At 70.6% G+C, this 20985-nt stretch carries 17 protein-coding genes; 7 read left to right on the top strand and 10 right to left on the bottom strand.

What is annotated here, in order from left to right:
* Nucleotides 1–101: 101 nt before the first annotated feature.
* Nucleotides 102–446 carry a molybdopterin oxidoreductase gene (locus WME85_RS21375; RefSeq protein ID WP_437840550.1) on the bottom strand — a complete coding sequence of 115 codons (345 nt, stop codon included), beginning with the start codon at nucleotides 444–446 and terminating at the stop codon, nucleotides 102–104.
* Nucleotides 447–592: 146 nt separating this feature from the next.
* Between WME85_RS21375 and WME85_RS21370 the strand changes: the two genes are divergently transcribed.
* Nucleotides 593–2161: a GMC family oxidoreductase gene (locus tag WME85_RS21370; protein WP_437840549.1), complete on the top strand. Its 1569-nt coding sequence runs from the start codon at nucleotides 593–595 to the stop codon at nucleotides 2159–2161.
* Nucleotides 2162–2275: 114 nt separating this feature from the next.
* Here WME85_RS21370 and WME85_RS21365 read toward each other — a convergent pair whose 3' ends face one another.
* Nucleotides 2276–5851: a hypothetical protein gene (locus tag WME85_RS21365; RefSeq protein WP_437840548.1), complete on the bottom strand. Its 3576-nt coding sequence runs from the start codon at nucleotides 5849–5851 to the stop codon at nucleotides 2276–2278.
* 98 nt (nucleotides 5852–5949) lie between these two features.
* A complete protein-coding gene (locus tag WME85_RS21360) occupies nucleotides 5950–6573 on the bottom strand; it encodes a peptidoglycan-binding domain-containing protein (RefSeq protein ID WP_437840547.1) in 624 nt (207 codons plus the stop codon).
* 215 nt (nucleotides 6574–6788) lie between these two features.
* Between WME85_RS21360 and WME85_RS21355 the strand changes: the two genes are divergently transcribed.
* Together WME85_RS21355 and WME85_RS21350 are read left to right on the top strand one after the other, a co-directional pair.
* The gene (locus WME85_RS21355) at nucleotides 6789–7367 is read left to right on the top strand and encodes a hypothetical protein (protein WP_437840546.1); all 579 of its coding nucleotides are present in this window, start codon (nucleotides 6789–6791) and stop codon (nucleotides 7365–7367) included.
* A gap of 205 nt (nucleotides 7368–7572) precedes the next feature.
* A complete protein-coding gene (locus tag WME85_RS21350) occupies nucleotides 7573–9318 on the top strand; it encodes a hypothetical protein (protein ID WP_437840545.1) in 1746 nt (581 codons plus the stop codon).
* Nucleotides 9319–9562: 244 nt separating this feature from the next.
* On the opposite strand, the gene WME85_RS21345 is transcribed toward WME85_RS21350, so the two are convergent.
* From WME85_RS21345 to WME85_RS21335, 3 genes are read right to left on the bottom strand one after another with little or no spacing between them, the layout of a single operon-like run.
* A complete protein-coding gene (locus tag WME85_RS21345; protein WP_437840544.1) occupies nucleotides 9563–11092 on the bottom strand; it encodes a hypothetical protein in 1530 nt (509 codons plus the stop codon).
* A 37-nt stretch (nucleotides 11093–11129) separates the two neighbouring features.
* A complete protein-coding gene (locus tag WME85_RS21340; RefSeq protein ID WP_437840543.1) occupies nucleotides 11130–12737 on the bottom strand; it encodes a hypothetical protein in 1608 nt (535 codons plus the stop codon).
* 14 nt (nucleotides 12738–12751) lie between these two features.
* Nucleotides 12752–13852, bottom strand: coding sequence for a tetratricopeptide repeat protein (locus tag WME85_RS21335; protein WP_437840542.1), 1101 nt, complete (start codon nucleotides 13850–13852; stop codon nucleotides 12752–12754).
* A gap of 348 nt (nucleotides 13853–14200) precedes the next feature.
* Between WME85_RS21335 and WME85_RS21330 the strand changes: the two genes are divergently transcribed.
* Entirely contained in the window at nucleotides 14201–14482 is a 282-nt protein-coding gene (locus tag WME85_RS21330; protein ID WP_437840541.1) for a hypothetical protein, read from the top strand.
* Between the two features lie 103 nt (nucleotides 14483–14585).
* Here WME85_RS21330 and WME85_RS21325 read toward each other — a convergent pair whose 3' ends face one another.
* Nucleotides 14586–15287 carry a hypothetical protein gene (locus WME85_RS21325; protein ID WP_437840540.1) on the bottom strand — a complete coding sequence of 234 codons (702 nt, stop codon included), beginning with the start codon at nucleotides 15285–15287 and terminating at the stop codon, nucleotides 14586–14588.
* 546 nt (nucleotides 15288–15833) lie between these two features.
* Between WME85_RS21325 and WME85_RS21320 the strand changes: the two genes are divergently transcribed.
* The 3 genes from WME85_RS21320 to WME85_RS21310 all read left to right on the top strand — a co-directional run bounded on the left by WME85_RS21320 (nucleotide 15834) and on the right by WME85_RS21310 (nucleotide 18758).
* A complete protein-coding gene (locus tag WME85_RS21320; protein ID WP_437840539.1) occupies nucleotides 15834–16880 on the top strand; it encodes an alpha/beta fold hydrolase in 1047 nt (348 codons plus the stop codon).
* Nucleotides 16881–16948: 68 nt separating this feature from the next.
* Nucleotides 16949–18190 carry a fatty acid desaturase family protein gene (locus tag WME85_RS21315; protein WP_437840538.1) on the top strand — a complete coding sequence of 414 codons (1242 nt, stop codon included), beginning with the start codon at nucleotides 16949–16951 and terminating at the stop codon, nucleotides 18188–18190.
* A 73-nt stretch (nucleotides 18191–18263) separates the two neighbouring features.
* Nucleotides 18264–18758 (top strand): PaaI family thioesterase, encoded by a 495-nt coding sequence (locus WME85_RS21310; protein ID WP_437840537.1) that lies wholly within the window; start codon nucleotides 18264–18266, stop codon nucleotides 18756–18758.
* 106 nt (nucleotides 18759–18864) lie between these two features.
* Here WME85_RS21310 and WME85_RS21305 read toward each other — a convergent pair whose 3' ends face one another.
* The 3 genes from WME85_RS21305 to WME85_RS21295 form a co-directional block, all read right to left on the bottom strand.
* On the bottom strand, nucleotides 18865–19371 hold the full coding sequence (locus tag WME85_RS21305; protein ID WP_437840536.1) for a hypothetical protein: 507 nt from the start codon (nucleotides 19369–19371) through the stop codon (nucleotides 18865–18867).
* Between the two features lie 122 nt (nucleotides 19372–19493).
* On the bottom strand, nucleotides 19494–19931 hold the full coding sequence (locus WME85_RS21300; protein WP_437840535.1) for a hypothetical protein: 438 nt from the start codon (nucleotides 19929–19931) through the stop codon (nucleotides 19494–19496).
* 74 nt (nucleotides 19932–20005) lie between these two features.
* Nucleotides 20006–20404: a hypothetical protein gene (locus tag WME85_RS21295; protein WP_437840534.1), complete on the bottom strand. Its 399-nt coding sequence runs from the start codon at nucleotides 20402–20404 to the stop codon at nucleotides 20006–20008.
* Nucleotides 20405–20985 lie beyond the last annotated feature (581 nt).

Here is a 20985-nt window from a genome sequence, read left to right as displayed (position 1 = left end):
GGGCCGCCGGCGCCGGGGATCCCCAGGGTACGGGCCGCGCTGGTGCGGGCGCCGGCCATCCCGTTGCCGATCCCCACGACCTCGCGCTCCTTCCGCATGGCTCAGATCTCCGCCAGGCCGATATCGATGGTCGCGAGCCCGCGCACCCCCTCGGGCGCGCCCACGGACAGCTCCAGCACGCTCTCCGGGTGGATGTCCTCGACGATGACGAGCGGCACGTGGAGCGCCGCCCTGGCGCCGATCGGGAAGTAGCGCATCGGCTGGCCGTCGCGCGTGAGCAGCAGATAGACCAGCTCGGCGCTGGAGTTGCCGGCGCGCAGGTAAATCAGCTGAGCGCGCCTGTCCGGCGGGACCGTGTACGCGATCGCGGGACGGAGGGGGACCGGTCGCTCCAGGCCCTGCCCCTCGAACGAGTAGACGCCCTGTATGAACCTCGGTGTTTCCAATGGGACCTCCCGGGCGAGTCATCGAACGGGCGCGCCACGAGCGCGCCACGAGGGACGCTCTGCAACCGCACGGAAGTCATACGGCGCAGACAGTTTCGAGGGCACGTTGCCCGGCGGCGCGAACCCGTGTAGGTCGTGTTTCCAAGGTGTTTCGCTCCTCGCCTTCCTCCTCGTCCCGCGCGGCAGGCGCCGCGGAGCTCGTCGTCGTCGGGGCCGGCTCGTCCGGCGCCGTGATCGCCGCGCGCGTCACGGAGCGCGCCGATCGCGAGGTGTTGCTGCTCGAGGCGGGCCCGGACTACCCGGACCCGGCGCGCCTGCCCGCCGACCTGCGGGACGGCACCCGCAACTCGTGGCTCCTGCACGACTGGGGCTATCGCCACCGGCCGACGCCCGGGCAGATCATGTTCCTGTTCCCGCGCGGCAAGGTGGTCGGCGGCTCCTCGGCCGTGAACACGTGCATCGCGATCCGCGGCCAGCCGTACGACTACGACGAGTGGGCCGCGCTCGGCCTGCCCGAGTGGGGCTTCGACGCGTGCCTGCCCTATTTCAAGCGGCTCGAGGACGACCGCGACTTCGGCGAGCCCTGGCACGGCAAGGGCGGCCCGGTGCCCATCCGCCGCGCCCCGCGCGAGGAGCTCGTGCCCTGGCAGCGGGCGTTCGTCGACGGGTGCAGGGCGCTCGGCCACCCCGAGTGCGCGGACACGAACGATCCGCGCGCGACCGCGGGCGTGGGGCCGCACGCGATGAACAAGATCGACGGCCAGCGCATGAGCGCGGCGCGCTGCTACCTGACCGCCGAGGTGCGCCGGCGCGAGAACCTGCGGCTGCGGCCGCGCACCACCGTGCGGCGGGTGCTCGTGCGGAACCGCCGGGTCGAGGGGGTCGAGATCGAGACGGACGGGCGCGTCGAGGTGGTCGCGACGCGGAAGGTGGTGCTCAGCGCGGGCGCCATCGCGACGCCCGGGATCCTCCTGCGCAGCGGGATCGGGCCGCGGGCCGAGCTCGCGCGCCTCGGGGTGCCGCTCGTGTCGGACGTGCCCGCGGTGGGGGCGCGGCTCCTCGATCACCCGGGGACGGTCATCGGCCTGTGGCCGCGCCGCCGCGGGCTGATCGACGCCCTGCGCCAGCCGCTGGTCCAGACGGTGCTCCGCTACACGTCGCGCGGCAGCCAGTACCCGAACGACATGCAGCTCCAGCCGGGCTCCTTCTTCCCGCTGCACCCGCGCCTCACGATCCCGGCGTTCGCGATCGCCTGCTGCATCGGCAAGCCGCGGGGCGTCGGCCGCATCGAGCACGTGAGCGCGGACCCCCACGCGCGGCCGCGCATCGTCTCGAACATGCTCGTCGACCGCGACGACCGCGCGCGGGCGGTCGAGGCGATGCAGCTCGCGTACGAGGTCGCCCGCACCGCGCCGATGCGCGATCTCGGCTGGTTCGTCTGGCCCACGGAGCGCACGCTGATGCGGCGCGAGGCGCTGGAGCGGTGGATCACCAGGAGCTGCGGCTCGGGCTATCACCCGTGCGGGACGGCCCCGATGGGGCCCGAGGGAGACCCGGCGGCGGCGGTCGACGGGCGCGGGCATGTCCGCGGCGTCGAGGGGCTGCTCGTCGCGGACGCGAGCATCATGCCGACCATCCCGAGCGTGAACACGAACCTGACCGCGCTGATGATCGGCGAGCGGTTCGGCGAGTGGCTGCGCGAGGGGGCGGCGTAGCGGCGCCCGCGGCGGGAGCCGCGACACCGGCGGCGGAGCGCAAGAGCGACCCTCTCCCCGCCCCGGTCCACCACGGTCGGCGGTGATCGGCGACCGGGGCCGGCCGCCGCCCGTTCACTCGTAGTAGAGCAGGTAGGCGTGCTTGACGGCCTCGTCGATGGCCACGCCGTCGTGGACCCGCTCGTCGTCGACGCGGTACCAGAGACCGCTCACGTGCACGTAGGCGAGGTAGTGGCCCTCCGTGGCGCGATCGCCGATGTGGACCACGAACGCTCTCAGGGGCTTTCCTCCGAGATCGAGCGGCACATCGACCTGGCGCTTCTTCTTTCCGCCCCCGTCTTCCCCCCAGCCAAAGCGGTTGAGCGCCACGAGCCAGTGATCCGGCGCCACCTTCACCGTCGTCGTCTCGCGCCTCTTCCGCGCGCTCGGGTGATACGCCTTCGAGCTCCGCACGCGTACCGTGCCCTCGTCCGACTCGTATTTGACGTCCCAGCTGTCCCTCAGCAGCGCATGGAAATCCAGCGGCGAAGGGTCTCCGTCGGGCTGCTCCTCGTCATCCTTGTTCACTGGCTTCTCGTCGCGGCTCATCTCCTCGGGCTCGGGAGGATCTTCCGGCAGGTTTATCAGGAGGATCTTCTCGCAGGCGTGGTGCTTCGAGACCCCCTCGTCCGTGACCTCGATCAGGTCGTCCCCCGGATCCTCCGTCCCCGCGTCGCCGAGCTCGTACTTCGTCTCCACCTCCAGGATGAAATGAAACTGCGACGGTCGGACGGCGGCGAAATTTCCCTGGTCGACCGCCCTCGCGAGATCGACCTGGCGATGCTGATCGAAGCCGCGGATCCGATGATCGAAGGCACCCAGGATGGACAGGAGCGCCTCGCCGGCGTCTTCCTGGGTGCCGAGGCCGCGCACCGCGCTCAGCGCGCAGAGCTCGACGCGCACGCCCTCCGTCAGCGCCGTGGTGTAACGGGCGTGCTCGCCGTGCCCTGCGTAGGTGGCGCTCTGCCCCTGCGCGGCGCGCACCTTGAGGACCCCTTCCACGGTCTCGGCGAGCGTGCGCAGTTGGTGGTCCGGGACCCCGTGCCCGACGACGTAGCGCTGCGCGAGATCGATGCGCGCGAGGAGCTGGAGCGTGGCGTTCACGTAACAGGTGTTGCCGGGGTTGACGATGCCCAGCACCTCGCGCGGAAGACGCACGATGGGCGCGGTGCGGGAGGGCACCCACGGCGAGAAGCTCCAGCCGTCGACGAAATACCGCTCGATCCAGGGGTCGTTCGGCTTCATCGAGAGGACGATGCCCACGGGGAAGTGATCGCTGACGCAGCGCCAGTACTTCGCCGTCATGAGCTCCCAGCCGTCCATGATGCGCAGGCCGCCGGACGGATCGACGAGGCCCACGCGCGCCCCCAACCATTTGCCGAACAGGGGATTGCTGCGCGCCCCGCTGTAGACGAAGAAATCCGCCACCTGGGCGCGGTCGGGGGCGACGACGGATTTGCTCTTCCAGTTGGTGCCTCCGAGCGGCTGCGCCACGTCCAGCCCGAGAGCGCTGATCTTCCCCTCGACGCTGATGCGGACGGAGGGGTCGTTGCGGATGAACTGAATGAGGTTCGTGTCCGACTCGACGGACTCGATCGTCCGCTTGAGGATGGGGATCTTGCGCTCGAGCTCCGAAACGCGCTCCGCTCGCCTGTTCGGCTTCACGATCCGCTCCCCGCTCTCCAACTTTCGTCTCTTCCCCGATGAAGAGGGGAGATCGTCGTCGTCCTCCTCCGGCGGAGCTTTCTTGAGCTCTCGTCTGGCGCGCTTGAGCTCGTCCTCGGTCTCGTGGAGCGCCCGGCGCATGGCCTCGAGCTGCTGCGCCTTCGTCTGCTTCGCCAGCTCCTGTCCGAAGCTGGAGAGAGACCTCAACTTGGTCGTGACGGCCTCCGCCGCGAGGTAATAGTCCCCGCCGACGGCGATGGGATGGTACGAGCGGGAGAGCGCCTTCAAGGGGCGCTCGACCTGAGCGAAGACGTCGGGACGGTTCATCTCGTTGCCCGCCGGGCTCGTGTGCACCACGCCGACGCGCACCACGCGGTCTCCGTTGCTCCCGTTCACGACGCGGACGTCGAAGCCGAGGATGGGGCGGTAGATGCCTTTGCCCTTGCTCCAGGAGAGGTCTTTGGACTCCCTGAGGTTATTGACGATCAACTGCTCGTCGAGATCTTCCCCGGACTCGTTGTAATAGGCCCACAGCGCCTGGACATCGACGATCTTGCCGCCCTGGCGCACGGCGAGCGGGTAGTATTCGGTCTGCGATCCCGCGCCCGAGCGCGACACCATCTTGAACCCAGGAAAGCAGGCGATGCCGTGCCGCTCGAGGTAGTCGACGAGCGTCCCGACCCCCTTGTTGACCTCCTGGAGGAGGATCGCGTCGAGCCACTCGTTCTTGCTGAACATCTCGACGATGTGGCGCGCCACGAGGACGCGGTGGAGCATCTGGTCGTGCGCCACCACCCGGGTGAGCGTCGGCCCGACGGGCCATCCAGAGGCTTTGCGCGCCCCGGCGAGAGCCTCGCGCGCCTTCGCGAGAGCCTCGCGCTTCGCCTGGGCGGCCTCCGCCTCACGTCTCCTGGGACGCTTGGGCGCGGGCACCTCCGCGCCCTCTTGCATCTTGTTGGCCAGGTTGGCGCGCACGCGGAGCTGCAGGAGCGGCAGGACGACCATCTTCGCCGCCGCGCGGAGCGCCTTCGTGGCCTCCACCAGCGCGACGACATCCAGGATGACCTCGTCGTGGAGGGCCTCTTCGGACTCCTCTTTCAAGAGCAGCCCCCACTCGGCCTCGAATCGATCGAACGCCGCGCGATGAAGCTCGAAGGCGCTGGCGAAATAGTCCTTCCACAGCTCCCGCAGCTGCGCCTCGGAGCGCCAGTGTCCGTTGTCGTACGCGCTCCACGCCTTGTGGAGCGCCTCGCTGAGCTGCTCGGGGACATCGGAGTCGTCGGCCTCCTCCCGCTCTTCGAGCTTCTTGCCCGTGGCCTCGTCGCTCTGCTCGGGCTCGTCGTCCTCGTCGCGCTTCTCCGGCCTCCCCTCGCCGCGGTGTCGCTTCACGGCCTTGGCGAGCTCCTCCTTCGCGTCGGAGTCGCCCTCGCAGCCGCACTTCTCCCAGAAGTACTCCCAGCGCTCGTACTCGTCGAGGTACGAGGCGAACTTGCGCGTGAAAGAGCGGGCGCTGTTCTTCTCGAGGAAGTCCTTCGTCTGCCGGAAGGCTCGAGCGAGCGACGCGCGGAGCTCGAGCGGGCCGTCGCCGAAGTGGGCGACGTTCCACGTGACGAGGCCGAGCCGGACGCCGACCGGCATGAAGAAATTGACCAGGTTCCTCCGCCCGTCGCGCCCCTCGCGAGCGCGGGGCACCTTCCTCTTTCGGTCATCCTCCTCGGGCTCGGACGATTCGAACTCATCGTCCGTCTCGCGCTCCGTCTCGATGGATACGCTCTCTTCGGAGAAGTCGGACCCCAGCGTCGTCTTCAAGCAAATCCGACAGAGATCGTGCTCGATCTTGACGCGGACGTCGTCGCAGAGCGAGCAGAAGTGCCACACCTCCTTCGCGTCCTGATCGTCGAAGTGGTCGCGAGAGATGGACTTCGGCGCCTTCTCCCCGCTGTCCTTGCAGCGCGCGCACATGGGCGAGATCGAGAAGGGCGTCATGGCGCCGCAAACGCGGCACCGCTTGCCGTGGCACGTATCACAATACCACTGCTCGTTGCCGACGTTGCGCCGGCAAGCCCGGCACTTTCTCCGCCACCTCATCGCGCCACCGCCAGGGCTGCGATGGTCTCTTCATCGGCGTCGCCTGTCACCGCGATCCCGCGGGACGCCTGGAACGCGCGGAGCGCCGCGATCACGCTCGGAGGGTCCTCCCCGCTTCCGAGCAACCCGAGGTCGCGGAGGCACGCGATGATCCGCGGATCGTCCGCGGCGGGTCGTTGCCGGCCGAGCTGGATCTCGTACTCCTCGGGCCCCTCGGGGGCGTCGAGCGTCAACAGGGCCAGCCGTGCGTCGGGCGCGATCCAGTGTTCTATGCGGCCCTCGCCGTCGGTGGCGCCATCGAGGAGCGAGCCGTCGATGTCGATGCGATACGGGATGCCGGCGCGCGGACGCGCCTCGTCGTCCTTGAGCTGAACGCGGAGCCGCTCGGGGACGCCGCGACGACGATAGGTGTGTCGCCGGCCCGTCACGGCCTTCTCCTCGCGGACCCTGATTGCTGGGATCGCGATCTCGTCGCCGGGCACGAGCTGGAACATGTTGGGCCGCTGCCGCTTGAGCTCCGCATTGTCGGGGTGATCCCACAAAGCCTCGGGCCGGAGGCCGTAGCGCAGCGCGATGCTCGAAATACACTCTCCCACACCGACGCGATGTCGTTTCGACATGATCGCTCCTCGACGCGATCAACGTACGCGAATCCGGGCAGCGGCGGCTCCCCCGTCGATGGCCGGCGGCCAGATCAGCGAGCTTCACGCGACCGTCGCGCCGAAGAACTTCGACAACACTGCAATTTTTGCGCACCCGCGCGATTGCGCCCGCTCCCGTTCCGGAGGATCCTGTCCCCGCGCACAAGGCCAGGGAACCGCCGGAAGCATGGCTCATGTTTGACTCGTGGTACGTCGGAAGCTCCTGGGATTCGATATGGATCGCACGGGGGTTGAACACGCGAGCTCCCCATGGAGCAACGTTGCTATCTCGCCTCGAGGCCTCATGGCGAATCATCGAGTGGTTGCCTGATGACTTGCAGAGCAGGCGCCTGCTCGCAGACATCTGCGCTGCCCTCGGCGTCGAGCGTCTCCAGGGCCCGCTCACTGGAACCGAGCATCTTCGAGAGGAAGTGCGCAGGGCGCTCGACGACGGCAGGCTCGTCGCGTACCGCGTCCACCGAGCGATGTCGGCTGGCGTGTCCGCGCAGCAGCCCGAGCCGCCAGTCGAGGAGACGCGGGCCGCGGAGCGGGAGGCCAGGCGGCGGGTAGATCTGGCGTGGATCGAGATTCAGCTCATCGGGGAGGATGGGAGGGGGATCCCTGGGGAGCGGTATCGCATCACCGGGCCGGATGGATCGGTGCGAGAGGGAGCGCTCGACGGGCAGGGGCTGGCGCGGGTGGAAGGGATCGAGCCGGGGCAGTGCGAGGTGACGTTTCCGGCCCTGGATGAGGAAGCGTGGGAGAGGATTTGATCGGCCAGGAGAAGAAGGAGCCGGCGTGCTGGTCGTCGGCCCGACCGACGGTGTGTCAAGGAGGGTGAGCGATGCGTCTGGCCGCCAGACACCTCCCGCGTCACGGCCTGGACCTGCGGGGTCGGCGCGTGGGAGCAGACGCGGAACCGTGAGCCCCGAGCCGATCCCTCCTTCACCTCGCCCGCGCGCGCCCCATGATGGCGCAATGCTCCGCTTCCCGCGCGCCCTCTGGATCGCGTTGGCGCTTGCGCTCCTCCTCCCGCTCCCCTCCCTCTTCGCCCAGCTCTACACGGACGACCAGATGATGGTCCTCCGCCTCGAGGGCGCGATGGCCTCCCCGGAGCCGGGCCCCTTTCGTCTCTACACCTTCGCGAACGGATCGGCGGAGCAGCGCGCCCAGCTCTTCGGCGGCGGCACCTTCCCCTGGTGGACCCTCCCCGAGCTCCGCCTCTCGTTCTTCCGCCCGCTCTCGAGCGGCCTGCTCGCGCTCGACCACGCGCTCGCCGGCCGCAATCCGCTACCGTACCACGTGCACTCGATGGCCTGGTACGCGGCCGCCGTGCTCGCCGCGGCGCTCCTCTTCCGGCGCCTCCTCCCCGAGCGAACGGCGGCCGTCGCGGCCCTGATGTTCACGATCGCCCCCGCCCACTGGATGGCCGCCGTCTGGCCCTCGTCGCGCCACGTCGCGATCGTCGGCGCGCTCGGGCTCAGCGCCCTCGCCCTCCACCTCCGCGCCCGCGAGCGCCACGATCGCCGCGCGGCGGTCGGCGCCCTCGCCTGCGCCGCGCTCGCGCTCCTCGCCGGCGAGGCCGCGCTCGGCGTCTTCGCCTACGTCTTCGCCTACGAGCTCCTCGGCCGCGACGAGCCGCTCGCCCGCCGCGCCCGCGCCTTCGCCCCGTGGGTCGCGCTCGCGCTCGTCTACGCGATCACCTACAAGGCGCTCCACTTCGGCGCCTACGGCTCCGGCGGCTACCTCGACCCGATCACCGAGGCGTCGGCCTTCCTGCCCGCCCTCCCCGTGCGCCTCGCCGTCTTCGCCGAGGCCGCGCTGCTCGGCGTCCCCTCGGAGTTCTCGGCCATCAACGCCCGCGCCGCGCGCGTGCTCGCGACCCTCGGCGTGCTCGCGCTCGTCGCCTTCTCCTTGCTCCTCCGCCGCGCGCTGCGGCGCATCGCGCCGGAGCACGCGCGCACCGTCCGCTGGCTGCTGGTGGGCGCCGTGCTCGCGCTCCTGCCCGGAGCCGCGGGCATCCCCGGCGATCGCGTCCTCTTCCTCCCCAACCTCGGCATCCTGGCCGCGCTCGCCACGGTCCTCCTCCACGCCGGCCGCGCTCCGGACGAGCGCGCCCTCGCCGCGGCCCCCGCGCGCGCCGGCGTCGCCCTCTTCGGTCTCCTCCACGTCGTGCTCGCCGCGCCGGTCTTCCTCTTCGGCACCCTCCACCTCACGACCACCTCGAGGACCGCGCTCGACGTCCTCGCCCGCGCCGAGATCCCTCGACGCGAGGGCATGCGCGTCCTCGGCATCGGACTCTCGGATCCGCTCGTCGGCATGTACCTCGCGTCCGGGCTCCAGCTCGCGTTCGAGCCCCCGCCCGCGACCGTCGATCTCCTCAGCATGGCGGGCTACGACCACCGCGTCCGCCGCGTCGACGCCCGCACCCTCGAGATCGCGGTCGAGGGCCGCCTCCTCGACGGCGCCTTCGAGAACGTCGTCCGCGCCAGGCGCCACCCCCTCCGCGCGGGCGACGTCGTCCCGCTCGGCGCCTGGTCGGTCCGCGTCCTCGCCGACGACGCGGGTCAGCCGACCCGCTTCGCCGTCACCTTCGATCGCGACCTCGAAGACCCATCGCTCGTCTTCCTGCACTGGAAGGACGGCGGCCTCCGCGCCCTCGCCCCACCACCGATCGGCGGCGAGGTCCTCCTCCGGCACGAGCCTGGCCCGCTGGGTATCTAGAATACCGATCACGTTGAAACCCGGAGAATCTTCACAGGGAGGCGGGGAGGCGGGGAGGAAGAAAAAAATGAATTTCTCCCTCTTGCGGTCTCTCGCTCCCCGCCTCCCCGCCTCCCTGTGAAATTCCTGCTTTTTCTCGTGGTTTCAACTCGTTTGTCGCTCTAGACATCACTTCGCTGCTTTACGGTCAGGATCGAGCTCGGCCGCACCGCCGCCGAGGGCGGAGCGGCCGCGGGCGGCACCGCTATTCAGGAAACCTGAGCGTCTCGAAGGCGTTGCCGCCCTCTGCCACCGTCGTGCTGCCATCGTGGTTCCAGCTGGTGCCCCCCTTGCCCGGCAGTCCGGTCTCGATGGTGACGCCCTCCAGCGTCAGCTGGTCCTCGTCGAGGTAGGCGACGCCGATCGAGTCGCCGCCGCGCCCCGGGCCGCCGTAGCCGCCGGGCCCTCCTTGGCCGCCCATGCCGCCGAAACAGGCGGCGAGTTCATCCGCCAGCGTTCCGCCCGGCGCCCCTCGGCCGCCTCTGCCGCCGTCCTGGGGTTCCCCGCCGTCGCCGCCATCGCCGCCGGAGTCCGCCGTGATCTTGGTGTCGCGCACGGTCACCCGGGCGTGGAGCGCGATGAGCCCGATGGACGGCTGTCCGTTCGATCCCCCGCGGCCCCCGCGGCCTCCGCAGCCGCCAGCCCCGCCCGAGCCTCCGCCTGGGCCTCCCATGGAGGCCACGCCGCACAGGGCGATCCCACCCCGACGACCGCCCCCGCCACCGCCGCCCTGGCCCGGCGTGCCCCAGGTCCCCTCGCCCCCCGTATCGCCGTCCCATCCTGTCTCGGTGAGGCGCCCGATGCCCTCGCCGGGCGCGCCCTGCGTCCCCGGAGCCCCCGGGCCTCCGCTGGATCCGGTCTCGCAAATGCGGTTGTCCTGCTCCCCGATACCGCCGTGCGGGGGCGGCAAGAGGTCGGCGGGTGCTCCATCGCCTCCATCCTCGGCGCTGTCGGGCCGCCCGTCCCCTCCCTTGCCCCCGGTGCTCGTGGCCCCGTTGTCGCACTGGTTCACGACCGCAGGCCCGCCGGCGACGACGGCCGCCGAGCACGCGTCCCCACCGAAGTTGCCGTCCGGTCCGTACGGTTGGATCGACTGCCACCGCTCGCCATCGGAGCCTCCGAGTCCTACGCGGGCGGAGATCTCGCTCCGCAGGATCTCCACCGCGGTGTTGGATTGAACGAGCACGCCGACCTCGCCCGCCGAGCGAACGTAAAGATCGGCGAGCGTCGATACCCCGTCCGCGGCCCCGCTGTCCTCTGGTCCCGCGGGCTCGACGACCACCATGGGGCCGAAGACCCGCTTGTGAGAAAACGTGGTCTGCGGGCGCCGGGGGTCGCGATCCCATTTTCGGCAGTGGAAGCCCCCGAGGAGATCCACGCCGGAGGGTACCCTGATCTGTTCCACGATGAATCCATCATTGCAGAGGAACACGCGCCCTCGTCCAGCGCGCGCGAGCTCGATGGCGTGCGCGACGGTGTACACCGGCTTCGCCTTCGTGCCGGGGTTGCTGTCGTCGCCAAAACCGTAGTTTCCGGCGAGGAACACGCCACAGCCGTCGTCGAGGATATCGGCGGCGACGTGCTCGACGCAGACCGACTCCGGGGGCGGCTCGTCCTCGCACGAGGTGGCTTCACAAGGCTTCACGCCAGGGTCGTTCACGCCGGGCGAAGTTCCGCAGCCGGTCGCCAACGGGGACAGCAGAAGGACCAGGGTAGCCGCAGTGCTCTTCCTCATGTGCGTCTCCTGACGGGTGCCGTCAGCACAGGGCGGTTCATCGAGGCGGTTCCGGGGCTGGCGCATCGAACCGGTACCAGAACTGCGAGATCCCGCCTTGCCCCTGGCCGAGCGGGATTTCCGGGGTTGCGTTGGCGCCGAGCCCCCCGGTGCCGCCTCGTCCGGGCAAGACCGTCGCATTCTGCATGATGGCCACGGAGGCGCCCACGGAGCCGATGCCGAGCGAGTGGCCCCCGAGACCGCCGCCGGCATCTCCCCCGCGGCCGCCGTTGCCGCCACCGCCGCCGCCGCACCCGTGCGCCGCGCCGTCCGCGGGCGCGTGTCCACCGTGGCTCGGCCAACCGCCAAGGCCGCCCCACTGGCCCGTTCCGCCGACACCGCCATCGCCGCCCTTGGCCCCGAGGACCGTGCTGGCATCGACCGTGAGGTCGCTCCCCTTCAAGGCAACGATCCCGATGCTCGCGCCGCCGTAGCTGCCCCCCCCGCCCCCCTTGCCCCCGCAGCCGCCGCTGCCCCCCGATCCGCCGGCCGCACCGCCCTGGGGCCGACTTGTCGGGCACGCGCTCATGGGGTCGCGCCCCTTGCCGCCGCCACCCCCGCCGCCGCCCTGACCGACGCCGCCCCTCTTCCCGTCCTCCCCGCGGACGCCGACCCATCCGTCGACGCCCAGGAGGCCATCGCCAACCGCTCCGGCGGCGCGCTCCGCATCGGCGCCGGATGCTCCGTTCTCCCCATCCTTGCAGTTCATGCCGACCGCGCCGGAGCCGCCCAGGCCGCGCTCGTCCGGATTCCCGACCGGTTCCGGCAGCCCTGAAGCACCATCGCCGCCCCTCTCGATCCCGCCGTCACCCCCGTATCCACCCAGCGAACGGATACCATCGTCGCACACCGTCACGACCGGGCGGGCGCCTGCGGCGGCCTCCGCCGTGCACGCGTCCGCGCCATCGTTGCCCACGACGCCGCCTGGCGCTCGCTCGCTGGACGAACCCTCCCCCGGCTCGCCATCCTTGCCGTTGCCCGCGATGACCTCGCTCGACACGACGTTCGCCTTGGCCCCCGGGCTCAAGATCATCGCGATGGACGACTTGCCGTCGTTCGCGGACGCGTCCGCCGCCGCCACGCGCACGCCGAAGATCGTGGACGTCTCCTCCCCCGGGGTCACGCGCAGCGGGATGCCCGCGAGAGGAGCGATCGTGGTCAGCTGATTCGGTCCAACATACGACCAATCGCCGCCAGCGCACAGGCGGGCACCCCAGATATCGACGCCCGAGGGCAGCGTGATCGCCTCCTTGAACGCTCCGCCGCAAGCGTACACGCGCCGGGGCAGCCCCTTTCCATCGCCTCGTTGGCTGCCAGCGGCCAGCCGGATCGCACGCTGGAGCGTGTTCACCGGCTCTGCCTTCGTGCCCGGGTTCCTGTCGTCGCCGTGCTCGCTGACGAACACCCCGCACATGTCGAGCGCTGGCGCCGTCGCCGGGTCGCCGTCGCAAGGCGATGGCTCCGGCGGAGGGATCTCGCACAGGTAGCCTTCCGCGCAGCTTTCGGAATAGCACCCAGAGACGCCGGCGGCGCCGGCCATGCCGAGCGCCATGAGCACGAGGGAACGCAGGGCGCCTCGACCTTGATCACCGGACCCAGGACGCATGGCCATGCCTCCCCTCACCACGCTCCTTCGAGGAGCACACCGGCCCGTTCGCTCGTGGTCACGGGCACGATGCGGACGCCCGTAGCTCCTGGCGCCGCACCGAAGAACGCGGCCTCCGTGAGAAAGGAGGCCGCTGTCGCCACGCCGAACACCGCGCTCGTCGCCAGCGACACCTTGCCCAGGGTGGCGAGCAGGTTCCTCTGGTCGACCTGGCGATGGATGTCGGCGCACGCTGCTGGCGCGCTCGCTTCCCGGCAGGTGTGAGACGTCCACCCCTGCTGCCGGCGCACGACGTCGCCCTCGCGCAGGCTGGTGTGAATGACGTGAGCGCGCAGGAGGAGGACCGCACCGGTCGCCGCGGTTGCCGTCGTGATCGCGATGCCGCCTATCCGCAGCGTCCCCGGCCAGGACGCCCATGGCCCGGGAGCCTGCGCGCGCGCAGCTGGCGAAGCGCGCACGGGCTCCGGCGTCGCCGGCGGAGCCTCCTTGGTGCTGCTCACGGCGGCGTGCGGCAGCTGCATGGAGACCTCTTGCTTCGCGCCCCGTTCGCCGTTGAACACATGGATGGCTTCCGCGCGGCCCGGCGCCCGGGCCCGCACCACGTGTCGTCCGCGCTCGAGGAACACCTTGTAGGTCCCGGCGACCCGACCCATGCGTTGGTCATCGATGAACACCTCGGCGTCCGGCGGGTCGACGGAGAGCAGGAGTGTCACGACATAAAACGCAGCCTTCAGCTGTGCCACCTTGAACCGCCTCTGGACCTCCAACGGCAGCAGCTCGCGTCGCTCAAGACTTCGGGTCAGGTGCTCCGCCGCCTCACGGTAGTTGCCCAGCTCCAGCTCACAGACGCCGAGCTCGCCGGCGATCTCCGCGGGGTCGAGCTGCGCGCTGGGGGACTGTTCCGAGGCTTCGAGGGCCGCCTCGTAGGCGTCGCGGGCTTCGGCCCACCTTCCGGCGTCGCGTGCGCGCCGAGCACGGCGAATATGCTCATTTACCTTCGAGCCGTCGCTTCGCGCCGGGGCCGAAGAACGCTCCTGTGCATCGGCCGGACGGGCAAAACCTGTCGAGGCGCCAAGCGTCAGCGAGATGACCAGCAGGTGCGCACCGCAACGCATGCCCGGACCGTACCTACGCCGGCCGCGCAGCGTCAACCGGCAGAAAACGCCTCGAAACAGCCCTTTGAGTGAGAATCGTCGATCTGACGACGGAATGCGCTCCTTCGTCCTGTGTGTTGTTCATGATGCAACCAGCCGGAACGGATTTATCAATTTTGGGTTACATTGTCCCGTTGGAGTGATGTCTTCGGACGCCTTTGCTGACGCCGAGGGGGGTGGCTCAGAGGGGCTACCAGCGTGGACAGGTGAGCGATCATCTGCTCCGCGGGGGGCGCCGCCCCGCGCGGCGTCGAGGCGCTGGAGCGGCGCGGCCGCGACCCCGCGGCCTGGCGCGAGGATCTCCGCAAGATGCTCGCCGCCGGCGACTACCGCGCGGCCGGCCTGACCCTGGAGGACGTGCGCCACGCCCTCGACGACGCCAGCGCCCCGCCGGAACGCCGGATCGGCGTGGCCCTTCTCCTGCGGATCGCCGGATATCCCGAGGCGCGGGGCCTCATCCGCGTCACCGCCGAGGCCACGGCCGACGACGAGCTCCGCGCGGCGCTCGAGCGCGCCGCCGAGGACGAGCTCGACGGGGCATCCCCCTCGCGGGAGGAGCGCGGAGCCCCGCGCCGCGCGAGGGTGCGGTGATGACCATCATTGTGTTGGGAGCCTCCTGGGAGATTTCAAATTCAGACTGGAGGCTTCGAGCAGCCGTCGCGGAGCACGAGGGAGCGGACCTCGGCCTGCCCGGCTAGCAGATCATCCCCTGGCCGCGCATCTCGACGAGATCCTCGTCGCTCGGCAGGCGGTGCCGTCCGAGGAGCAGGTCGCCCAGCCAGAGGAGGTTGTAATTGCAGTGCACGTACCGGTGGTGCAGGTAGTGGTGGCGGGAGATGAAGCGCACGTAGCGCGTCTCGAGCAGCCACCGCGTCGGCCGCGACGCGCGGGCCATCGCCTCGGCGCGCGGCAGGTGCAGGTACGGGTGGAGGACGAGCGAGGACAGCGGGTAGATCACGAGCGGTAGCAGGGCGCCGACGAACGCCGCCGCCGGGAGGAAGAACGCGTACAGCGCGAAGAACGGCAGCACCGGGGCGACGAACGCGAGGATCCCCAGGCCGGCGAGCGAGACACCGTACCTCTCGCGGATGATCCGCCGGTCTCCCTGGGTCTCGACGATCCAGCGGTCCAGCCGCTCCTGCTCCTCCTGGCTCTGGAACTGCCGCACGTGGCTCTCACGGTAGGTCTTGCCGTGGTGCACCACCGCGTGGCTCATGTACGCGCGCAGCAGGGGGCGGCCCGCGGGCCCGAGCCGCTGCGCCGCGCGGCGGACCTGGAGGCGCGCGTGCAGCGCGTTCCGGTGGAGAAACGACTCGGCCATGGAAACGGTGAGATAGCCGAGCACCGCCCCGGCCACGATCTGTCCAGCCCCTGTAGTCAATGCCACGGGATTCATGAGTTGGCTCCTTTGCGCAGACCTTCTGTCTGCACGGACGCGGGTACGGCCGGCGCGCAGCGCGGCAGGGGTGCCCTCGTCGTTGAGCGCCCGTGCATGGCAACCGCGATGCCAGCCAGCTGCAAGGGCGCGACGCCGCTCGTCCCGCGGCGCTCTCCGCGCTGCGAGGCCCTCACGTCGCGCCGGCGGCGCTTTCCTCGGCTGAAGGGCTGGCGCCCTCAGCTGGAGCCGGCGCCCTCTACCTGTCTGACAGCGCGGGCCGCCGGCAGCGCCATGCCTTGCTCGATCGAGCAAGCGGATGACCGCGCCGCGGTCGCCCTGACCGGCGAGGCCTCGATGAAGCGCGCCCTGGTCACGGCTGGCCGCGCGCCGGGAGGACCTCGCTCGCGTGGGGTCCGGCGGGCGCGCCCACGCCGAGGTTCCGGCCACCGGCGTCGTGAGGGCCGAGGCCCGCTGACGACTGGCATCGTTGCTGCAATGACGAAGGAAGCCTGTCGGCGCCGCACCGGGCCGCCCCGCGCGGCGGAGAAGAAGAGGAGAGGACCGATGATCGAGCAGAACGCCGTCCACCGCGCATCGCCGATGGCGCCCGCCCAGGCCGCGGCGCCGCGCGGCGAGCGCACCTCCGTGGTCCGCGGGCACATCGCGACGATCGCGGGCTTCGTCAGGAGCGGCCTTGCCCCGGAGCTCCCGTCCGCGGTCCCCTGGCGGTTCCGCGTCGCCGGCGGGCCCCATGGCGCGGCGACGCTGACAGGCCTGTATTTCCCGTACGCGGGCAGCCGCGATCTGGTCCTCTTGCTGCACGGCATGGGCGGAGACGTGCGCTCGGCCTACCAGCGCCCCGCGACGGCTGCCCTGCGCGCGCAGGGGCTGTCGGTGCTCCGCCTCGGCCAGCGCGGCTCGTCTCGCGATCCGGAGGACCTCCACCACGCGGGGCTATGGGAGGACATCGCGGCCGTGCTGAGCGGCGATCCGACGGTCGCGCGGTACGAGCGGGTCTTCGTCATCGGCTTCTCGATGGGCGGGCACCTGGCGCTCCACCTCGCCGCCGCGCGGCACCCGCGGCTCGCGGCCGTGACCTCGATCTGCTCGCCGCTGTACCTCGATCGCGCCGTGAGCCACATGGATCGCCGGGAGAGCGCCGTGTACCGGCGCCACGTCCTCGGAGGCCTGAAGCGGATGTACCGCGAGGTCGCGCGGCGGCGGTCGATGCCGGTCCCGCCCTCGGTCGTGGATCGGGCGGAGACGCTGCGCGAGTGGGATCGCCTGACGGTGGTCCGCCGCTTCGGCTTCGGCGACCCGGAGGCATATTACGAGGCTCAGGGCGCCGGGAGGCTCCTTCGCTCGCTGGTCACGCCGGCGCTGCTCCTCTACTCGCGTCAGGATCCGATGGTGCCTCCGGCGACCCTCGCCGGCCTCGGAGCGCACGAGGGGCTCTCGTCGCCCGCCCGCGTCGTGTGGATGGATGGCGGCGGCCACATCGCCCTTCCGCGCCGGCTCGATCTCGGCCTCGGCGAGGCCGTCCCGGCGACTCCGTACGCGCAGATCGCCGCCTGGCTGCGCCGCCACCGGGCACCCGGGCGCGCTTCATGAGCGCTCGGTCCATCGCTGCCGCCGCCACGCCGGGCGCAGAGACAATCGAGATGAAGGTGCAGATGCAAATGAAGAGCAATGCTATGAGCTCCCTCGCGGCGCCGAGCGCCACCGACACGGCCCCTCGCGATGCTGCCCTGTCGGCCGACGATGCCCGGCGGCTCATGGCGGGCATCAAGGCGCTCCGCGCCCGCGTCGCGGCCCGGACGGGCCCGGAGGACCTGCGCCACATCAAGCGCCTGTCGTGGCTCGGCCGCGCGTTCTCGGCCGCCGGCTACGCGACCTCCGCGCTCGGGCCCAACCTCGTCTCGACGGTCCTCATCGCCCTCGGCCGGTTCGCCAGGTGGGTCGTGATCGCGCATCCTGTGCTTCACAAGGCGTACGACGGCGTCGCCGCCGGCGATCCTGCCTGGCACAGCCGCACGTTCGCGCGCGGCAGGCGGAGGCTCTGGGACTGGCTCGACTGGCTGCAGGCCGACGCGTGGCAGGCGCAGCACAACGTCGCTCATCACTGCTATACCGGCGACGAGCGGGACCCGGACCGCCTCGCCGTCAACATGGCCTGGCTGAAGCGCAAGCCGAGGCTCGTCCGCGCGCTCGCGCTCCTCCTGACCGCGTGCACGTGGAAGTGGATCTACTATGGTCCGGCCACCCGGAGCGCCCTCCGCCGCCGCCGCGAGCGGGCGGGCGAGGCCCCGCCGCTGGAGCGCACGAGCGCGGGGTGGTCGCCCAGCGCCCTGCTCGACCGCGAGATGCTGCTCCGCTCGTACCTGCCGTACGCCCTCGTGCACTTCGTCCTCCTGCCGCTCGCGTTCCTCCCGCTCGGCCGCTGGGCAGCGCTCGGCGTGCTCGTCAACAGCCTCGCCGCGGAGCTCCTGTCGAACCTGCACAGCTTCGCGGTGATCGCGCCGACCCACACCGGCCTCGACATCCCCATCTTCGAGGGCGCCGCGCGCAGCCGAGAGGAGTACTACGTCCGGCAGATCGTCGGCTCGGTGAACTACGAGAGCCCCTGCGGCGCCGCCGACTTCCTGCACGGCTACATGGGTTACCAGATCGAGCACCACCTCTGGCCCGACCTGCCGCTCCGGCAATACCGAGAGGTGGCGAGGGAGGTCGAGGCGCTGTGCGTCGAGGTCGGGTTGCCGTATCGCAGGGACTCCGTCTGGAGGCGGATCGCCGAGATGGTCCGCGCGGTGGTCAGCGACGAGGAGGTGCAGATCGTGCGCGTCGCGATGACGCACGCTGGCGCGCCCCGCGTCGGGCGCATGAGCGGCGGCGATGTTGAGCGCGCCGCCCTGCGCGGGTAAGCTCCGAGGCTCACCCGTCGGGGCTCGCCCGGACACAAGGGTTCAGGGTTCAGGAAGAGGGAGAGATGGATTCATGACGACGAACAAGGAACGACAGCTGGTGGTGACATGGCCGGATCCTGCGCCGGCCGCGGAGAAGGTGAGATCGATGTCCGGCCTCGCCTACCTCACGGCGATGATGAACGGCGAGCTGCCGGCGGCGCCGATCGCTCACCTCCTCGGGCTACGGATCACCGCGATCGAGACCGGTCGGATCGTCATCGCCAGCTCCCCGGGCGAGCAGCATCAGAACCCGATCGGGACGGTCCACGGCGGCTACCTGAGCACGATGCTCGACTCCGCGGTGGGCTGCGCCGTCCATACCGCCCTGGAGGCGGGGGTCGGTTACTCGACCGTGTCGCTCCAGGTGAGCTTCGTCCGGGCCCCGCGCGCCGGCGGTCCGGAGCTCCTCGCCGAGGGGCGAGTCGTCCACCTCGGCAAGCGCCACGCGACCGCCGACGGCACGCTGCGCGACGCCGACGGCACCCTGTACGCTCACGCCACCACGACGTGCCTGATCCTGCGGTGAGGGCCGCACGCGACGCGGAGCGCTCGCGCTGCGGGGCGCCAGCTTCGCCGGCGATCGAGCCGCCCTTCAGGGCGAGATCGGCCAGCCTCCACGGCGGGCCTGCCGCCTACGTGGCCGCTTGCATGCTCCCGCGCGCCGCGCGGTAGTCGGTGATCAGCGACCCCATGATGTTGGCGGCGCCTGTGGCAATTTGAATCAGCGACGCGACCGGCGCGCGCTTTCTGTACCCGAACACGAACGGCGCCGCGATCACGGACGCGCTCCACGCATAATCGAGCACCTCGTGCATCTCGATCGGGATCAGCTTCGCCAGGCTCAGCCGGTAGTCGGTGAGCAGAGACACGGAGATGACCGATGCGCCCAGGAGCGCGCCGGCGACCTTTGCCTCAGGTGGGCGCGAGGCGAGCCCGGCCATGGCGACCATGAGGCCGTTCGAGTAGTCGAGGACAGAGTGGACGTCCTGGGGGATGAGGCGCTTGAGGGGAAGCACGCCGAAGAGCAGCTTCGAGGGGATCGCGGCGTTCTGCTGGACGGCCGGCGCGGCGGCGGCGCCGGTCCTGGTGACCTCCGGCGAAATCACGTCTTCGGTGCTCGGATAGATGGCGGATTGCATCGTGTGAAACCTCCCGCCCCGCGCCCTAGCAATTCGTGGACCGGCGGATCGGCGCCGCGGAGAGCGGACGTCATGGAGCGGGCCCATCGAGGCCGCGCTCGGCCGTCCGAGGTCCGGCGCGCTCAATGCACGGAGGCGAGCCAGGCGCGGGCGGCGGTGGCGTCGGGGAAGTACTCCTGGACGAGGTCCTTGCTGGTGACCTTGGTCATGATCCCCCGGAGCGACATGCGCGTGATCGCCGACTCGGGCACCACCAGGGCCATCGAACGCACGCCCTGCGCGATCGCGCGCGGGAACCAGACCTGGCTCGTCCACTGCTGATCTTCCTGCGTGCTGGGCGGGGCACGGCGGGTGTCCGCGAGCCACCGGGTCGCCATCTTCTTGCGGGCGAGGGAGAGCCCCGCCTCGAGCCCCGCGCGGAAGTCCTTGGTCTCGGCGAACCCCTTCCACTCGGCCACCACGGCCTGGAGATCTTCATCCCAGGAGATGGTGATCCATCGCTCGTCGAAGTAGATCAAGCGGGCCTCCTGCACCGAGCGTACGCCCGCCTGCGCGCCCATGGCAATCGTGCTCTTCCTGACGGCGCCTGTTTATTTCACGTTCACCGCACGTTGATCGTACGTTCATCGCACGTTCACCGCAGGATCTCCTCCAGCAGCGCGCTCGGCTCCCCGTGGAGATCGTCGCCGAACGACGCGACGCCCAGACCGTAGTGCTGGTTCGTGATCGTGGACCAGAGATCGCGGAGCTGGCGATCGCTCCCCAGAGGGTCGTAGGCGACGTGCGCGTCGTTCAGGAAGACGCCGTCGCCGCCCAGGAGGACGATGGGCAGGTCGTACGCGTCGTGATCGTGTGTGCGCATCTCGCTCATGTACACCATGACCGAGCGCTCGATCACCGTCCCGTCGCCCTCGCGGATCGCGTCGAGCCGCTGCGCGAGCTGCGCGGCCTTCTGGCCGATCCAGCAGTCGATCGCCGCGAAATCGAGGTTGCTCTCCTCGATGATCCGGTACCTGCCTCCCTCGGTCGTCATGAGCGAGCTCGCGTCCGCGAGCGCGGCGTCGATGACGCTCTTCTCCGTCGCCGCGCGGCGCTCCGCCTCGAACCTGGCCTGGCGGTCATGTGGTGCACGGGCATCCCGACCCGAACGGTGGCGCCTTGTTCTCGCTCCTGGGCCTCATCGCACCCGAGGAACAGGGAGGCGGAGAGACAGGGAGTATTTCGAAGATTTCCCTCCCCGTCTCCCCGTCTCCCTGTCTCCCCGTCTCCCTGTCTCCCCGTCTCCCTGTCTCCCCGCCTCCCTGTGAATTTTCCAAAGAATTCGAGGGGGATGCCTCAGGGTCGCTGCACCTGATGCAACGAGCGCCGTTCGAGATCCTCTCTGGACGAAATGGATATTCCTCCCCGGAAAGGGAATCGCGGAGGCGCAAAGGACCCGCGTGGAGATGCCCTGTGCTCTCCCTTCTCTCTCCTCTGCAACCGTCGCTCGATCGCGCGGATCTCGGGCGATGGGCGCGCGCCGTTCATGGTGAGGGGTCCGGAGCTTGCTATCTCCCTCGCAGGTGCGCGATGTGGCACCGGGAGGGGATCATGCGGACTTCGAAGACGGGGAGA

The organism is Sorangium sp. So ce1153 (assembly GCF_051521595.1).
Lineage (GTDB): Bacteria > Myxococcota_A > Polyangia > Polyangiales > Polyangiaceae > Sorangium.
Note: the sequence above shows the minus strand (reverse complement) of the source record. Positions and strands in the feature narration are given on the sequence as shown.

Excerpts from the sequence above, each read along its gene's own strand:
- WME85_RS21365 (WP_437840548.1), bottom strand. The coding sequence starts at position 5,851 with ATGACGCCCTTCTCGATCTCGCCCATGTGCGCGCGCTGCAAGGACAGC.
- WME85_RS21360 (WP_437840547.1), bottom strand. The coding sequence starts at position 6,573 with ATGTCGAAACGACATCGCGTCGGTGTGGGAGAGTGTATTTCGAGCATC.
- WME85_RS21355 (WP_437840546.1), top strand. The coding sequence starts at position 6,789 with ATGTTTGACTCGTGGTACGTCGGAAGCTCCTGGGATTCGATATGGATC.
- WME85_RS21350 (WP_437840545.1), top strand. The coding sequence starts at position 7,573 with ATGCTCCGCTTCCCGCGCGCCCTCTGGATCGCGTTGGCGCTTGCGCTC.
- WME85_RS21345 (WP_437840544.1), bottom strand. The coding sequence starts at position 11,092 with ATGAGGAAGAGCACTGCGGCTACCCTGGTCCTTCTGCTGTCCCCGTTG.
- WME85_RS21340 (WP_437840543.1), bottom strand. The coding sequence starts at position 12,737 with ATGCGTCCTGGGTCCGGTGATCAAGGTCGAGGCGCCCTGCGTTCCCTC.
- WME85_RS21335 (WP_437840542.1), bottom strand. The coding sequence starts at position 13,852 with ATGCGTTGCGGTGCGCACCTGCTGGTCATCTCGCTGACGCTTGGCGCC.
- WME85_RS21330 (WP_437840541.1), top strand. The coding sequence starts at position 14,201 with ATGCTCGCCGCCGGCGACTACCGCGCGGCCGGCCTGACCCTGGAGGAC.
- WME85_RS21325 (WP_437840540.1), bottom strand. The coding sequence starts at position 15,287 with ATGAATCCCGTGGCATTGACTACAGGGGCTGGACAGATCGTGGCCGGG.
- WME85_RS21320 (WP_437840539.1), top strand. The coding sequence starts at position 15,834 with ATGATCGAGCAGAACGCCGTCCACCGCGCATCGCCGATGGCGCCCGCC.
- WME85_RS21315 (WP_437840538.1), top strand. The coding sequence starts at position 16,949 with ATGAAGAGCAATGCTATGAGCTCCCTCGCGGCGCCGAGCGCCACCGAC.
- WME85_RS21310 (WP_437840537.1), top strand. The coding sequence starts at position 18,264 with ATGACGACGAACAAGGAACGACAGCTGGTGGTGACATGGCCGGATCCT.
- WME85_RS21305 (WP_437840536.1), bottom strand. The coding sequence starts at position 19,371 with ATGCAATCCGCCATCTATCCGAGCACCGAAGACGTGATTTCGCCGGAG.
- WME85_RS21300 (WP_437840535.1), bottom strand. The coding sequence starts at position 19,931 with ATGGGCGCGCAGGCGGGCGTACGCTCGGTGCAGGAGGCCCGCTTGATC.
- WME85_RS21295 (WP_437840534.1), bottom strand. The coding sequence starts at position 20,404 with ATGACGACCGAGGGAGGCAGGTACCGGATCATCGAGGAGAGCAACCTC.